Source organism: Brevundimonas sp. UBA4553 (genome assembly GCF_002387245.1).
Taxonomy (GTDB): domain Bacteria; phylum Pseudomonadota; class Alphaproteobacteria; order Caulobacterales; family Caulobacteraceae; genus Brevundimonas.
On the sequence record NZ_DGLD01000001.1, the window covers coordinates 192,306 to 207,882 of the forward strand.

General features: G+C 69.1%; 13 protein-coding genes. 8 read left to right on the forward strand and 5 right to left on the reverse strand.

From position 1 onward, the window contains the following. Positions 1–75 precede the first annotated feature (75 nt). The 6 genes from B4A39_RS00965 to B4A39_RS00990 all read left to right on the forward strand — a co-directional run bounded on the left by B4A39_RS00965 (position 76) and on the right by B4A39_RS00990 (position 9,662). Complete coding sequence (locus tag B4A39_RS00965) at positions 76–1,878, forward strand: methyl-accepting chemotaxis protein (RefSeq protein WP_292032284.1); 1,803 nt, start codon at positions 76–78, stop codon at positions 1,876–1,878. A 109-nt stretch (positions 1,879–1,987) separates the two neighbouring features. Next, the gene (gene glnD, locus B4A39_RS00970; RefSeq protein WP_292032288.1) at positions 1,988–4,666 is read left to right on the forward strand and encodes a [protein-PII] uridylyltransferase; all 2,679 of its coding nucleotides are present in this window, start codon (positions 1,988–1,990) and stop codon (positions 4,664–4,666) included. Positions 4,667–4,697: 31 nt separating this feature from the next. Next, positions 4,698–6,389, forward strand: a complete 1,692-nt coding sequence (murJ, locus tag B4A39_RS00975) for a murein biosynthesis integral membrane protein MurJ (protein ID WP_292032292.1) — start codon at positions 4,698–4,700, stop codon at positions 6,387–6,389. A gap of 967 nt (positions 6,390–7,356) precedes the next feature. Next, positions 7,357–8,406, forward strand: a complete 1,050-nt coding sequence (gene trpS, locus B4A39_RS00980) for a tryptophan--tRNA ligase (RefSeq protein WP_292032295.1) — start codon at positions 7,357–7,359, stop codon at positions 8,404–8,406. Positions 8,407–8,477: 71 nt separating this feature from the next. Then, entirely contained in the window at positions 8,478–9,185 is a 708-nt protein-coding gene (locus tag B4A39_RS00985; RefSeq protein WP_292032297.1) for a GNAT family N-acetyltransferase, read from the forward strand. Between the two features lie 12 nt (positions 9,186–9,197). Further along, on the forward strand, positions 9,198–9,662 hold the full coding sequence (locus B4A39_RS00990) for an OsmC family protein (protein WP_292032301.1): 465 nt from the start codon (positions 9,198–9,200) through the stop codon (positions 9,660–9,662). Positions 9,663–9,666: 4 nt separating this feature from the next. Here B4A39_RS00990 and B4A39_RS00995 read toward each other — a convergent pair whose 3' ends face one another. Genes B4A39_RS00995 through B4A39_RS01005 form a run of 3 tightly spaced genes read right to left on the reverse strand, consistent with a single transcriptional unit; the run spans position 9,667 to position 11,854 of the window. Continuing rightward, positions 9,667–10,590 carry an NAD(P)/FAD-dependent oxidoreductase gene (locus B4A39_RS00995; protein ID WP_292032303.1) on the reverse strand — a complete coding sequence of 308 codons (924 nt, stop codon included), beginning with the start codon at positions 10,588–10,590 and terminating at the stop codon, positions 9,667–9,669. Beyond that, positions 10,559–11,047, reverse strand: a complete 489-nt coding sequence (locus tag B4A39_RS01000) for an Rrf2 family transcriptional regulator (RefSeq protein ID WP_292032306.1) — start codon at positions 11,045–11,047, stop codon at positions 10,559–10,561. Before B4A39_RS01000 ends, B4A39_RS00995 begins: the two co-directional genes overlap by 32 nt. 57 nt (positions 11,048–11,104) lie before the next feature. Then, positions 11,105–11,854 (reverse strand): dienelactone hydrolase family protein, encoded by a 750-nt coding sequence (locus tag B4A39_RS01005; protein ID WP_292032308.1) that lies wholly within the window; start codon positions 11,852–11,854, stop codon positions 11,105–11,107. A 110-nt stretch (positions 11,855–11,964) separates the two neighbouring features. Here B4A39_RS01005 and B4A39_RS01010 point away from each other — a divergent pair, with 110 nt between their 5' ends. Together B4A39_RS01010 and B4A39_RS01015 are read left to right on the forward strand one after the other, a co-directional pair. Continuing rightward, positions 11,965–12,612, forward strand: a complete 648-nt coding sequence (locus tag B4A39_RS01010; protein WP_292032310.1) for a PadR family transcriptional regulator — start codon at positions 11,965–11,967, stop codon at positions 12,610–12,612. After that, complete coding sequence (locus B4A39_RS01015) at positions 12,609–13,424, forward strand: siderophore-interacting protein (protein WP_292032311.1); 816 nt, start codon at positions 12,609–12,611, stop codon at positions 13,422–13,424. Before B4A39_RS01010 ends, B4A39_RS01015 begins: the two co-directional genes overlap by 4 nt. Before the next feature lie 96 nt (positions 13,425–13,520). Here B4A39_RS01015 and purH read toward each other — a convergent pair whose 3' ends face one another. Next, positions 13,521–15,125 carry a bifunctional phosphoribosylaminoimidazolecarboxamide formyltransferase/IMP cyclohydrolase gene (purH, locus tag B4A39_RS01020; RefSeq protein ID WP_292032313.1) on the reverse strand — a complete coding sequence of 535 codons (1,605 nt, stop codon included), beginning with the start codon at positions 15,123–15,125 and terminating at the stop codon, positions 13,521–13,523. 65 nt (positions 15,126–15,190) lie between these two features. After that, positions 15,191–15,577: a hypothetical protein gene (locus B4A39_RS01025; RefSeq protein ID WP_292032315.1), complete on the reverse strand. Its 387-nt coding sequence runs from the start codon at positions 15,575–15,577 to the stop codon at positions 15,191–15,193.

Below are 15,577 nucleotides of genomic sequence, written 5' to 3' on the forward strand. Positions count from 1 at the left end.
GCGTTAAGGCGGATACGGCATTTGCAGGGCTTCTCAGTCCTGCTCGGACGTCATCCTCTCCCCGGGATTATCGCCATGAGCCTTCGCTCGCTCTCTCTTGCCTCCAAGACGGTTCTGATGACCGTCACCGCCCTTGCCGTCCTGTCCATCGCCCTGCTCGCCGTCGGAGGCTGGCTGATGCAAGCGGAGGGCGAACGGCGGGCCGCCGAACGTCAGGAAACCAATATGCGCGTGGCCTGGGAGGTGCTGGGCCGGTATGGCTCGACCTATTCGCTCCACAACGGCGCCCTGTTCGTGGGCCAGACGCAGCTGGACGGAAATTTCGCGCCGGTGGATCGCATCAAGACCCTGGTCGGCGGCACCGCGACGGTGTTTCGCGGCGACATGCGTGTCTCTACCAATGTGACCAAGGCGGACGGCGCGCGGGCGATCGGCACGCCGCTGGCCAAGGGGCCGGTTCATGACGCCGTGCTGGGGCGCGGCCAGTCCTACCGCGGGCGGGCCGATATTCTGGGCAAGCCCTATTTCGTCGCCTACGACCCGATCAAGAACGACCGTGGCGCGGTGATCGGCGTGCTCTATGTCGGGGTGCCGGAAGCGGATTTCCTCGCCTCGGTGAAAGGCGCCCTGGTCTCACTGTTGGCGGTCGGTTTCATGGCGGCCTTGATCACCGGCGGCGTTTGCCTGGTGATTTCGCGCCGGATGTTCGCCCCGCTCTCGGCCCTGTGCGACCGGTTGGAAGCCCTGCAGAAGGGACGGCTCGAGGTTGACGCGCCGTGGGCCAGCCGAGGAGACGATATCGGTCAGATCTCGCGCGCGGTGCTGGCCTTCCGCGACGCCGCCGTTCAGAAACGCGACGCTGAAGCGCTGTCCCACGCCACCCGCGCCGCCGCCGAGCAGGAACGTCAGGAGGCTGCGGCGCGGCAGGCCGAGATTGCAGCCGAGGACGCGGTGGTCGTCACCGCCCTGGGGGCCGGCCTCGCCGCTCTCGCACAGGGCGATCTGGCGCATCGAATCCATGCCGACTTCGCCCCGCGCAGCCGCCAGTTGAAGGAAGACTACAACGCGGCCCTGACCGCCCTGTCCCAGACCATGGCCGAGATCGCGAACTCGGCGGGCGCGGTGCGCCGGGGCGCGGCCCAGGCCAGCGACGCCGTTGATGACCTGTCGCGTCGCACCGAGCAGCAGGCGGCGTCGCTGGAGGAGACGGCGGCGGCCCTCGATCAGATGACCACGGCCGTCCGCCGGACCGCCGAGGGGGCGCAGGGGGCGGCCGACATCACCGAAGGCGCGCGTCGGGGCGAGGTCGAGCGGGAGACCATGGTGCGCCAGACGGCGACCGCGATGAACGAGATCAAGACCGCCACGGGCCACATCAGCGAAATCCTGGGCGTCATCGACGAGATCGCCTTCCAGACCAATCTCCTGGCGCTGAACGCCGGAGTCGAGGCGGCTCGCGCCGGGGACGCCGGTCGCGGCTTCGCCGTAGTGGCCTCGGAAGTTCGCGCCCTGGCCCAACGTTCGGGCGACGCGGCGCGCGAGATCAAGACTCTCATTTCCGCATCGACCGGCAGCGTCGAGCGCGGCGCGCATCTGGCTGGCCGAACCGGCGACAGCCTGTCGGCCCTGGTCGCGCAGGTCGGCGAGATCGACAGTCTGGCGGTCGAACTGGCGGCTTCGGCGCGGGAACAGGCGATCGGGCTCGAAGAGGTCAATACGGCGGTGAACCAGATGGATCAGATGACCCAGCACAACGCCGCCATGGTCGAGAAATCCACGGCCGCCAATCGGGCGCTGGCCGAGCAGGCGGAGCGTTTGTCCAGCCTGATCTCGCGCTTCCGTCTCTCGGCCCCGACGCCAGCCGCCCTCGCCGCCTGACATACGTCTTTCGGAGCGGCCTTGTTCCCCCCTGTCGAGGGGGGCATGAAGGAGCCATGCGACGTCTGTCATTTCCTCGCGGTGTCCTGTCCGATCCCCGGAGGCGGACGTGAGCCTCGATGAGCGCCTGACTGCGGCCGCCGCGGCGCCTGACGCGCGCGCCGCCGTCACAGGGCTTCTGCGCGAAAGCTTCGCTGTTGATCGCGCCCGCGTGGCGCGACGTCTGGAGGGCGGGGTCGACGGGGCTGAGGCGGCGCGCCTCTACGCCGCCGCCGCCGACACCATGCTGACCAGCCTGTGGCGGGTCGCGACCGAGGTCCTGCATCCGGCGTCTGAAGAGCGGCTCAGCCTGCTGGCGGTCGGCGGTTACGGCCGGGGCGTCCTGGCGCCATTCTCCGACCTGGATCTGCTGTTCCTGCGGCCCGCGCCGACCGTCAGTCCACGCGCCACAGCGGTGATCGAGTTCGTCCACTACGTCTTGTGGGACCTGGGTCTGAAGGTCGGTTCGGCGTCGCGGTCGTTGGGCGAGACCCTGGAGCTGGCGCGGGGCGACATGACGGTGCGGACGACCCTGCTGGAGGCGCGGACTCTGGCCGGCGACGCCGATCTGGGCGAGGGCTTGCTGAAACGGTTCAGGGCCGAGATCGCCAAGGCCGATCCGCGCCCCTTCATCGCCGCCAAGATGGAGGAGCGCGACGTTCGCCTGCAGAAGACCGGCGCGGTGCGTTATCGCGTCGAGCCCAATATCAAGGACGGCAAGGGCGGATTGCGCGACCTGAACACCCTGTTCTGGATCGCCCGCTCGCTGGCGCCGGACAGCGAGCGCGGGCAGGCGGCGCTGGAGGGGCTGCTGACGGCGCGGGAGATGCGCAATTTCCGCGAGGCCATCGGCTTCCTGTGGAGCGTGCGCATCCATCTGCACCTCGCGGCGGGCCGGGCGGAGGAGAAGCTGACCTTCGACTACCAGCCTGAGATCGCCCGCCGCATGGGCTGGCGCGGGCGCGGCGACGAGCTGGCCGTGGAGCGCTTCATGCGCCGCTATTTCCAGGTCGCGCGCGAGGTCGGGGCCCTGACCCGCGCGGTCTCCGCCCAGTTGGAGGCGCGCCAGCAGAAGAAGGCGCAAGGTCTGGCGCGCGGTCTGTCGCGGCTGATCCCCCGACGACGGGCGAAACTGGCCTTCGACGGCTTGGCCATCGAGGGCGGGCGTCTGACGGTGAGCGGTGGCGGCGTCTTCGCGCATGATCCGGTGCGCCTGCTGCTGCTCTTCGTCGAGGCCGACCGGCTGGATCTGGACCTGCACCCCGACGCCTTCGCCGCCGTGATCCGGGCCCTGCCTTTGGTGACGCCGGCGCTGCGGCGCGACCCGCGCGCGGCGGAGGCCTTCCTGACGGTGCTGGCGCACGGCCAGAGGCCCTATCGCGTCCTGTCGATCATGAACGAGACCGGGTTGCTGGGCCGCTTCCTGCCCGAGTGGGGTCGGATCGTCGGCCAGACCCAGTTCAACATGTACCACGCCTATACGGTGGACGAGCACACCCTGCAGGCGGTCGGGATCATCAACGACATCGCGCGCGGCAAGCTGGAAACCGATCACCCGACCTCGACGGCCATCATCCACCGCATCGCCGACATCGAGGTGCTGATGCTGGCCATGCTGCTGCACGATGTGGGCAAGGGCGGCGACCGGGGCCAGCTGGAGGATGGGGCCATCGCCGCGCGCCGCGCCTGCGAACGGCTGGGCGTCGATCCGCGTCGGATCGAGCTGGTGGTCTGGTTGGTGCGCCATCACCTGCTGATGAGCGATTACGCCCAGAAGCGTGACGTGTCAGATCCCTCGACGGTGCGGGCGTTCGCGGAGGCCGTGGGCGATCCGGAGCGTCTGCGGATGCTGATGGTCCTGACGGTGGCCGACATCCGCGCCGTGGGGCCGGGGGTGTGGAACGGCTGGAAGGGGCAACTGATGCGCGCCCTGTTCGAGGCGACCGAGGCCCTGTTCCGTGGCGACGCCGTGACGCGCGAAGACCCGCTGATCGACCACCCCGCCCTCGTCGAGCGGGCGCGACGCGACGGGGCGGCGGTCGAGGCCCTGCCCGCCGCAGGGCCGCTGGAAGCCACGGCGCGCGTGGCGGTGGCGGCGCTGGATCGGCCCGGTCTGTTCGCCGATCTGGCCGCGACCCTGGCCAAGGCCGGGGCCGACGTGGTGGGCGCGCGTCTGGCCACGGCCGAGGACGGCACGGCGCTGGACGTGTTCGAGATTCAGGACGGGGCGGGCGAGGCCTATGGCCGGCGTGAGCCGCGTCGCTTGGCCATCCTGGTCAAGGCGCTGGAACGGGCGGCCCAGAAGGGGGCGCGCGCCTCGGCGGTCGAAACGCCGCGCGTCAGCGCCCGGCGCGCCGTGTTCGAGGTGCGGCCGGTGGTTCGCATCGACATGGAGGCCGGGACCAGCGCCGTGGTGGTCGAGGTCTCGGGCGCCGACCGCCCCGGCCTGCTGGCCGACCTGGCGCGGACCATCTCGGCGCACGGCTATTCCACCCGCTCCGCCCACATCGCCAGCTTTGGCGAGCGGGCGGTGGACGGCTTCTACATCACCGACGCGGACGGCGCGAAGCCGAGCGATGCGGGGCGGCTGGACGGACTGAAGGCCGGCCTGCTGGAGGTGCTGGATCGCGCGCCGCAAGGCCCGGCGGGGCGGCGCATCACGCCAGTGCGGGCCAGCGTGCGCGACGTCTCCGATCTGGAAGGGGAGATCGGACGCAAGCCCGTATCCAGCGGGTCGCGGGCGCGCTAAGGCGTTGGGCGGGCGAGCATAGAGACCAGCCGTGAACGACAAGACCGATCCCATCGAACCGGCCGCGCCGATCTCGGCGGCCAACGCCACGGTGGAGCCTGTCGTTCAACCGCCCGCCGCCTCGACCACGATGAAGGGCGGGGGCGTCATGCGCTCCTCGGCCATCTTCAGCGCCATGACCCTGCTTAGCCGCCTGGCGGGCTTCGCGCGCGATGTGGTCATCTCGGCGGCGCTGGGGGCTTCGGCGGGACCGGCGGCCGACGCCTACAACACTGCCCTGAACTTCCCCAATCTGTTCCGCCGCATCTTCGCCGAAGGGGCCTTCGCAGCCGCCTTCGTGCCCGCCTACGCCAAGACGCTGAAGACCGAGGGCGAGGCCGTAGCCGATCAGGTCGCCACCGACGCCCTGGCGGCCGTCGCCGCCGTGACCGTGGTCCTGACCATCGTGGCCCAGCTGACGATGCCGTGGCTGATGACTGTCATCAACATCGGCTTCCTCGACGATCCGGCCCGCTTCAAACTGGCGGTGATCCTGACCCAGATCACCATGCCCTACCTGCCTTGCATGGCGATCGCTTCCCTGCTGTCCGGCGTTCTGAACGCGCGCGGGCGCTTCATCGTCTCGGGCGCCTATCCCATTTTGCTCAACCTGATCATGCTGGCCGCCGTCATCCCGGCTCAGGGGGATCAGGTGGGCGCCGCCTACGCCGCCTCCTGGGGCGTGGCCGTAGCGGGCGTGGCTCAGGCGGGCCTGTGCTGGTGGGCGGCGAGGAAGGCGGGCGCCAATATCCGCCTGACCATGCCCAAGCTGACCCCGGCGGTGAAGGCCATCATCATCACCGCCATTCCGGCCGCCATCGGCAACTCGGCGACCCAGATCAATGTCTTCATCTCGGGCAACCTGTCCAGCTTCGTGGCGGGCGGACGGACCTGGCTGGCGACGGCGGACCGTCTGTACCAGTTGCCGCTGGGTCTGGTCGGCGTCGCTATCGGCATCGCCCTGCTGCCCAAGCTGTCGGCGGCGGTGGCGTCGCAGGATCATGGCCAGCAACAGGCCTCGATGGATGAGGCCCTGGCCCTGTCCATGGCCCTGACCCTGCCGGCGGCGGCGGCGCTGATGGCCATGCCCTACTTCCTGATCGATGCCCTGTTCACGCGCGGCGCCTTCCTGCAGGTCGACGCCGTCAACACGGCCCAGGCCCTGTTCCAGTTCGGCTGGGGCGTGCCCGCCTTCGTCCTGATCCGCATCCTGGCCCCGGCCTTCTTCGCGCGCGGCGACACGCGGCGGCCCATGGCCTTCGCCCTCGTGTCGGTAGCGGTGAACGCGGCCTTGGCCATCGCCCTGTTCAACCTGGGCATGGGCATAGCGGGCATCGCGGCGGCGGTCAGCGCGGCGGCCTGGACCAACGCCCTTTTGCTCGGCGCGACCCTGTGGCGGCGCGGCCATTACCGGCCCAGCCCGGCGGCGGCCTCGCGGCTGGCGCGCATCGGTCTGGCCAGCATCGGCCTGGGCCTGGTCGTCGGCGTCGCCTCTTGGGCGCGGCCTATGCTGCAGGGGCCGATTGAGGCCCTGCTGGGCGCGATCGGCTCGGATCACGGCGCCAAGGAACTGACCCTGTTGGCCGTCGTGGCGGCGGGCGGCCTGGCATATGTCGTTCTGGCCTTCGCCACGCGCGCGATCACCGTCGCCGAGATCAAGGGCCTGATCCGCAAGGGGCGGTAGTAGAGGAGCCGGGCCATTAACGCGGCTGAGACGACCGCTTTCCTGCCTCCGGCCACGAGGGACGAGCCACAAGGCTTGATCCCTCGCGCACGATGAGGTCCGCGCCAACATCCGCGGTCATCAGAAGCTCTAGAGCGCGCTCAGTCTGGTCTTCTCCGCCGGCCTCGGTCACGACGACCGTGACGCCGAGCCATTGCCCGTTCAAGGGTGACGCGAAGCCCCCTTCGGCGCGCCCCTCATGCAAGGCGAAGTCCATGCGTCTGGGCGGGAGTTCCGGGCCAGGATGGACAGATTTGAGCATAACGACCGCGCTTGAAAGCGTTGAGCTGGCGGTCTGGACGTGGACTTCGGCCTCAGCAGGCCCCTGCAAAACTTCCAGCGTGAGAACGGGCGGGACGCCTTCCTGCCAGACTGAGACTCGCTTGTGGAGTGTAAGGCAAAGCCGCTCGTTCGGCTGCGACAGCCAACTGAACGACGTATCCGTGCCGTAGGCCAGAAGCGGAGCCGAGCGCGTTCGTTCTGATCGGGACGCGACAGGCACTGTGTGCGGCCAATAGGTGGCGCCGAGCGCGCCGCTTGTCGCAGGTCGATTGTTGACGTCCTGCATCAAGCCCCAATCGCAAGGTCCGTCGCTGTAGACAACCGATAGCTGGACTAGATTGGGTTTCTCAGGCACCGGCGGTCGTGTCGCGCAGCCACTGATGACGGCTGTCGCGAGGATCAGTGCCGCGTAGGCGTGAGCGTCTCTCATGGATCGACGCTATGTGAGTTCTTCCGCCCCGGTCAACAGCCGCGCAGACGCCCTCCCGCCTTGCCCTTCGCGGCTTGAGGCGATAAGCGCGAGGGCATGGCTCATTCGGGACACATCTTCGTCGCTCGTCGATGGCGCGGCTGATTGTTCACCGCCTGCCTCCGCACGCCTGCGCGTGCGCCGAATTCCAGCCTCTACGCTCCCGAGAACATTCACATGACTGACCAGACTCCGGCCCCCGTCGCTCCGGCTTACACCGGTCCGCGCCGTATCCTGTCCGGCATCCAGGCCTCCGGCGCCCTGCACCTGGGCAACTATCTGGGCGCGCTGAAACGCTTCACCGAGCTGCAGGACACGGGTGCGCCCCTGTTCGTATTCGTCGCCGACATGCACGCCATCACCGTCTGGCAGGAGCCGGAGAAGCTGACGGCCCAGACGCGCGAGATCGCGGCGGCCTATCTGGCGGCGGGTCTGGACCCGGCCAAGGCTACCATCTTCCCGCAGTCGGCGGTGCCTGCCCATGCCGAGCTGGCCTGGATCTTCAACTGCGTCGCCCGCCTCGGCTGGCTGGACCGGATGACCCAGTTCAAGGAGAAGTCGGGCAAGCACAAGGAACGCTCCAGCGTCGGCCTTTACACCTATCCGGTGCTGCAGGCGGCGGACATCCTGCTCTACAAGGCGACCGAGGTGCCGGTCGGCGAGGACCAGAAGCAGCATCTGGAACTGACCCGCGACATCGCCGCCAAGTTCAACAACGACTTCGGCGTGCCCAACTTCTTCCCGCAGCCGGAGCCACTGATCCAGGGACCGGGCACGCGGGTCATGAGCCTGCGTGACGGCGCCGCCAAGATGAGCAAGTCCGACCCGTCGGACCTGTCGCGCATCAACCTGACCGACGACGCCGACACCATCGCCGCCAAGATCAGGAAGGCCAAGTCGGACATGGATGTCCTGCCCGACACGCTTGAGGGTCTGGACGGACGGCCCGAGGCCAAAAACCTGGTGGCCATCTACGCCGCCCTGTCGGACACGACGCGCGAGGCTGTTCTGGCCGAGTTCGGCGGTCAGGGCTTCGGGTCGTTCAAGCCGAAGCTGGCCGAGCTGGCGGTCACATCGATGGCCCCGGTCACGGCCGAGATGCGCCGCCTGATGGCCGACCCGGCCGAGATCGACCGCGCTCTGGCCGTCGGCGCCGAGCGTGCGCGCGAAGTGGCTCAGCCGGTGGTGGACGAGGTCAAGAAGATCGTTGGCTTCTGGCGGGGCTGATCGGCCGTTTTCGGCCGTGACGGCCTCGTGGCGGGTTTCGTCGGGGCGCCTTCGCGCCTAGATCCTCGGTCATGACCCATCCTCTTGATCGCGCCGTCTTCAACGCCCTGACGACCCGCTTGTCCCGCTTCACGACGGCGGATTCGGGGCCGGACGCCGCCAGGCTCGATCCCGAGGTCGGCGTCTTTCTGGCGGCGGCCGACGCGACGGCGGAGAGCCGCCGCGCCCTGGCCGATCTGGCGCGGCGATACCCCGGCGCGGGGCTGGTCGAGCGCGAGGACGGGCCGATGGCTGGAGTCCTGCCCGAAGGCGTACTGGTCGCGGCTCAAGTCGCCCTGGTGCAGATGACGGCGACGGCTCTGACGCCCGCAGGATCGGCTCAGCGATTGGACGGCGCGATCGAGGTGCTGGGCGAGGCCGACGCGCCGGCCATGCTGGCCCTGGCGACTCTTACAAAGCCCGGCCCCTTCCGCTCGCGCACCCGCGAGCTCGGCCCCTTCGTCGGGATAAAGCAGGACGGTGTCCTGGTCGCCATGGCGGGACGGCGACTGCGCGTCGACGGCTTCACTGAACTGAGCGGCGTCTGCACTCACCCCGATCATCGCGGCAAGGGCTACGCCGCCGCCCTGTCCCGCGCCGTGGTCAGCGAGATTCTGGCGACGGGGGAAGCGGCCTTCCTGCACGCCTTCGCCGATCACGAGGCGACGATCGCCTTCTATCGGGGACTGGGTTTTGAGACGCGGGCGCGCATGATCTACACTTCGCTGGGCGAGGCCTAGAGGAGACGCGGCATGAGCGGACACGGCGCGACGGTGGAATGGACGCGGGGCGAGCAGGCCTTCACCGACAAGCGATACAGCCGCGCCCACGTCTGGCGCTTTGACGGCGGGGCCGTGGTGCCCGGCTCCTCGGCGCCCTCGGGCGTGCCGATCCCCATGTCGGACCCGGCGGGCGTGGACCCGGAGGAGGCCATGATCGCCTCCCTGTCCAGCTGTCACATGCTGTGGTTCCTGGCTTTCGCCGCCAACGCCGGGCTGGTGGTCGACCGTTATCTGGACGACGCCTCGGGCGAACTGGACAGGAACGAGGCGGGCAAGCGCTATCTGGCACGCGTCGCCCTGAACCCCGTGACCAGCTTCAGCGGTCGCCAGCCCGATCAGGCGGAACTGGACGCCCTGCACCACGCCGCGCACGAGCACTGCGACATGGCCCATTCGGTGCGCTCCGAGATCACGGTCACGGCGACCCTGGGCTGACGCCTCAGGCCGTCTCTTCCTCGATCAGGGAGCGGAAAGCCGCGTGGGCGGCCAGCATGCCGTCTGTCGTCGCCAAGGTGATGTTGCCAGCCGGTCGCGCCAGATCGCCAGCGGCGAAGACGCCCGGCTGACTGGTCTGCTGCTGGGCGTCGACCTTGACGATGCGCCCCATCGGGCTGTCGGTCATCTCGCAGCCCAGGCTTTCAGCGAAGCCGCTGGACTGACGCACATGGGCGCCGACGAAGATGGCCTTCAGAGGGATGAAGCGGCCGTCCATCAGCCGCGCCCCGGTCAGGGTCGGGGCCTCGCCCTCCAGACGGGCGATGGGCGTGGGCTCGACGGTGACGCTGCGACGGGCCAGCAGTCGGGCGTCGTCATCGCTCAGACCCGATGGGTCCATGAACAGGACCGCCTGCCCCCATTCGGCTACGACGGCGGCATAGGCTACCGCGTGGTCCCCGCGCCCAAGGACGCCGATCGGCCCGCCGCCGATCTCGTAGCCGTGGCACCAGGGACAGTGCAGGGCGGTGCGTCCCCAGCGTTCCTTGACGCCTGGAATGTCGGGCAACACGTCTTCGACGCCGTGGGCCAGGATCAGGCGACGGCCCATGGTCGTCGTCCCGTCGGCGAAGGCGACCGAGAAGCCGCCGTCGATGCGCGTTGCTTCGACCGCCTCGGCCATGCGGAAGGCAGCGGTGGGATAGGCGGCGACCTGGGCGCGGGCGGCGGCGGTGATCTCTGATCCGGGGCGGCCGTCGTTGCTGAGGACCCCGTGAGCGCGGGCGGCGAAGCGGTTCCTCGGACGGTTGTCGTCGATGACCAGAACCCGGCGGCGGGCGCGCACCAGCTGAAGAGCGGCGGACAGACCGGCGTAGGAGCCGCCGATGACGACGGCGTCATGAGGCATCGGATTTTCGCGCGTGTGCATGAAGCAGGTCTCTCTCGGGATGGGCGGCCAGCCGGCGCGAGAAGTCCGTCGCCAGATCGGCCAGGGTGATGGAGTCCAGCCGCGCGATCAGAAGGGCGCGCGCGGCGGCGTAGGTGTCGGACAGGGCGTCGTTGACAGCCGCCTCGATCAGACAGCCTTTGGCCTCGACCGGCGGGGTTTCGAGCAGCAGGCCGGGCTCGCCCAGCGCCGCGTGCACCTGGCCCAGGGTGATGCCGTCCAGCGGCCGGGCCAGGCGCCAGCCGCCGCCGTGGCCCTTTTCAGACACGACCAGCCCCTGTTCGCGCAGGCCCGCCATGGTGCGGCGGACCACGACCGGATTGGTCGACAGGCAGGTGGCCAGCAGGTCCGAGGTCATGGGCTGGCCATGACGCTGCTCGTGCTCGGCCATGTGGAGCAGGGCGTGAAGAATATTGGACAGGCGGGAATTGCGCTTCATGTAACTCCAATTGTTACGTGATGGGGCGTGCGTCAAGACCGGCCGCCGAATTTGTTTTCAGGCGTCGGGCGCCACGTCCTTGAGGAAGGCCGTGAAGCGGCGCAGGGCCTCCATCGTCAGCTCGGGATGATGTCGCATCGGGCCGTTGCTGGTGGGTTCGTCAAAGGCGTGGGTGCCGTCGGCGACCCAGCTTTCGACCTCGGAACCGCAGTTCCGGATCATGGTGTTGACCCGCTCGGCGTTGGTCACCGTAGTCAGGTGGTCGCGTTTCGCCGTCATCGCCAGGACGCGCGGACAGTGCCGCCAGGGCTTCATCCGGTTGAAGGCCCAGGCGCCGATATAGGGGTAGGCCAGCCAGACCGCCTTGACCCCGGACAGGTCGCAATCGCCCGGGTTGGCCACGCCCATCCGGCCCGGCTGCTGGTCCTCGCTCATCATTTCCATGATCGACCAGCCGCCATGGCTCCAGCCCGCCAGAGACAGCAGGGTCGGATCGACGTCGGGACGCTTTGACACACCGTGGATAGCGGCCAGCAGATCGCCCGCCCGCTCGTAGCCGCGCAGCACCAGACCGGTGCAGACCGTGGTCAGGGTGAAGGCGCGGCTCCAGCCGCGCGGGCCATAGGAGTCGACGATGAAGGCGCGCCAGCCCGCCGCCTTGGCCGCCTCGGCGTAGCGCGGCAGGTGGTCGCGCAGGCCGCCGCAGCCGTGAAACAGCAAGACCGCCGGCCGTGGCCGATCGTCGTCGGGTCCGACCACGGTCATGTGCGGTTCAAGCATGGCCCAGCGGGCGTCGAGCGTATCCATCGGCCCAGCTTAGAGATTCGGGATTTGGAAGAAAGGGGTCTTGCAGTTTCGATATATCGATATATCTCTGCATCAGTTCGATATATCTAAGTTAAGCACGAGAGAACGGTATGAGAGGATCCAGAGGGATCGAAAATACGGGTCACGGCTTCGGGCGCGGCCATCATGGCGGCCACGGAATGCACTTCGGCCATGGTCACGGTCGGGGCGGTCACGGCCGTCACATGCGGCCAGAAGGCGGGCGCGGCCTGAGGGCGGACGGCGAGGGCCGGACGCGCGGCGAGCGCCATGGACGACGCGGCGGCGGACGCATGTTCGAGCACGGGGCCCTGCGCTGGGTGCTGCTGTCGATGATCGCCGACAAGCCGAGCCATGGCTATGAGCTGATCAAGGGCATCGAGAGCCGTATGGGCGGAACCTATGCCCCCAGCCCCGGCGTCATCTACCCCAGCCTGTCCCTTCTAGAGGACATGGGCGCGGTCAGCGTCACGGCCGAGGGCGGCAAGAAGCGTTATGCGATCACCGACGAAGGCCGTCGCCTGCTGGACGAGAACGCCGAGGCCCTGGCCCACATCGACATGAAGATGAAGGCCCTGCGCGGTCGCCCTGACCGACCGGCCCGCATCGCTCAGGCCATCGAGGCGCTACGCACCGCCACCCATCAACGCCTGACTCAGGAGCCGCCGCTGACAGAGGCAGAGGTCGAAGCCATCGCCGACCTGCTGGACGCCGCCGCCGAGAAGGTGCGCCAGGCATGAGCGAGACGCATCTGCGCCAGCCGCGCCGGGTGCGGCACGAGCTGAAGTTCCGCCGCGCGCGGGTCGAGACGGTCGAGCAACTGACGCCGGCGCTGAAGCGCGTCGTCCTGACCGGCGAGGAGCTGGAGGGGTTCTTCAGCCCAGGCTTCGATGACCATGTGAAGATCTTTCCGACGCCGCGAGGGCAGACGCTGGTCCTGCCCACGGTCGGGCCGGACGGTCCGGTCTTCGTCGAGCCCAGGCCCGTGGCGCGGGACTACACGCCGCGCGCCTATGACGCTGCGAACCGCCGGCTGACGATCGACTTCGCGGTCGGCCACGGGGGACCGGCGACGGCCTGGGCGGAGGACGCGCAGGTCGGCGACGAGCTGGGCCTGGGCGGACCGCGCGGCTCCTTCCTCATCCCCACCAGTTTCGCCGAGCATCTTCTGGTCGGCGACGAGGCGGCCATTCCCGCCATCGCCCGGCGTCTGGAGGAATTGCCCGCCGGTGCGCGCGCCATCGCCTGTATCGAGGTGGCGGACGCCTCAGGCGAACTGCCGCTTCCCAGCGCGGCCAAGGTCGAGATCGTCTGGGTCCACCGCAAGGGCGGGCCACGGGGACGGCCGGAAGCCCTGACCGCAGCGGCCGTTTCGGCGGCGGCCCGGATCAATCCGGCCGACGCCTATGTCTGGGTGGCCTGCGAGTCCTCGGTGGCGCGGTCGATGCGCTCGGCCCTGCTGGCCGCACGGCCGTTCAATCCGAAATGGATGAAGGTGGCCGGCTACTGGCGTGTGGGCCGCGCTGGCTCCCACGAAGTGATCGAGGACTGACGCGAGCAAAAGAAAAGGCGCTGCCAACGACCGGCAGCGCCCTACTTGTGCTCAAGCAGCGGGCGACCGCGTCGCCCGCGTTAGCGCTCTTCTTGTTTAGTGCCGGAACACGCGTGTTCCGGTGAAGGCCATGGCGATTCCGCGTTCGTCGGCGGCGGCGATGACTTCCTCATCGCGGATCGAGCCACCCGGCTGGATCACCGCCGTGGCGCCGGCGGCGACGGCTTCCAGCAGGCCGTCGGCGAAGGGGAAGAAGGCTTCCGACGCGCAGGCCGAACCCTCGGCCAGCGAATGGGCCAGACCCTTGGCCTCGCCCGCTTCCTTGGCGCGGATGGCGGCGATGCGGGCGCTGTCGCGGCGGTTCATCTGGCCGGCGCCGATGCCCGCCGTCTGGCCGTCCTTTGCGTAGACGATGGCGTTGGACTTGACGTGCTTGGCCACGGTGAAGGCGAACAGCATGTCCTGGATCTCGGTCGGCGTCGGCTGGCGGCGCGTGACGATCTTCAGGTCCGAAGGCTTGATCAGCGAGCGGTCGCGCGACTGGACCAGGAAGCCGCCGGCCACCGAGCGGAAGACCTCGCCCGCGCCGTGCGGGTCGGGCAGGCCGTTGGTAATCAGCAGGCGCAAATTCTTCTTGGCGGCGAAGACGGCCTTGGCCTCTTCATCCGCGCCAGGGGCGATGACCACCTCGGTGAAGATGCCGGTGATGGCGCGGGCGTCATCGCCGTTCAGCGGGCGGTTGACGGCGATGACGCCGCCGAAGGCCGAGACGGCGTCGCATTCCAGCGCGCGGGCGTAGGCTTCCGACAGGGTGGCGCCGACGGCCACGCCGCAGGGGTTGGCGTGCTTGACGATGACGCAGGCAGGAGCCTCGAACTCGGCTACCAGCTCATAGGCGGCGTCGGCGTCGGCGATGTTGTTGTAGCCCAGTTCCTTGCCCTGGACCTGTTCGGCATAGGCCACGCCCGGACGCTTCTCGCCGGTGCGGTAGAAGGCGCCGGTCTGGTGCGGGTTCTCGCCATAGCGCAGGGTCTGGGCCAGCGAGCCGGCGATCGACTTCCGGGCCGGGGCGGCGTCGTGCAGCTGAGCGGCGAACCATCCCGAGACGGCGGCGTCGTAGGCGGCGGTGCGGGCGAAGGCGCGGGCGGCCAGCTGCTTGCGCACGGCCAGCGAGGTCGAACCGTCGGCCTTGAGGGCCGCGACGATCAGACCGATGCTTTCGCCGTCGACGGCGACGGCGACGTGGCCGTGGTTCTTGGAGCCCGAGCGGATCATGGCCGGGCCGCCGATGTCGATGTTCTCGATAGCCGCTTCGAAGCCGCCGCCGTCTTCAACCGTCTTCTCGAACGGGTAGAGGTCGATCCAGACGATATCGATGGCGCCGATGCTGTGCTCGGTCATGGCGGCGGCGTGGGCGGGGGCGTTGCGCACGCCCAGCAGGCCGCCGTGCACCACGGGGTGCAGGGTCTTCACCCGGCCGTCCATCATTTCCGGGAAGCCGGTCAGATCGGCCACGTCCTTGACCGGCAGGCCGAAGCCCGCGATCGCCGCCTTGGTGCCGCCGGTCGAGACCAGCTCGACGCCGAGACCGGCCAGGGTGCGCGCCGCATCCTCCAGCCCTGCCTTGTCCGACAACGAGATCAGGGCGCGGACAGGTTTGATCGCGTCCGGGGCGGGCGGAAAGTCGGGAGCGGCGGGCATGGGCGGCGTCCGTTACAGCTGGGGCGGGGAGATGGCGCGGCCTCTAGCACCATCGGGGCGCGGCGTCAGCCCTTGGCGGCTTCGCCGTTCGGCACGACCATGAAGTCGCCGCGCCGGGCCGGGCGCCAATCCGTTTCGGGCGGCCAGCTGTTCTTGAGGCCCGACCATCGGGTCGCCAGATAGGCCTCCGGCTCCAGCCGTTCACCATTCACCAAAAGCTCGCACTGAATGCTCAGCAGGCGCGCCGATATCCGAACCGACAGCTCGCCCTCGCCGATCATGGTCAACCACGGCTCTGCATAGGACTGATGCGTGCGGAACAGGCCTCGGCTGTCCTGCACCGTCTCGTCGTTGACCTTCAACCGTTCTTGCGCCCAGCCCAACCAGTTGAAGGCGTTGTCCACCATGACCGTCGAGTTGCCGACCCGGTAGGTCCAACGTTGACAGATCAT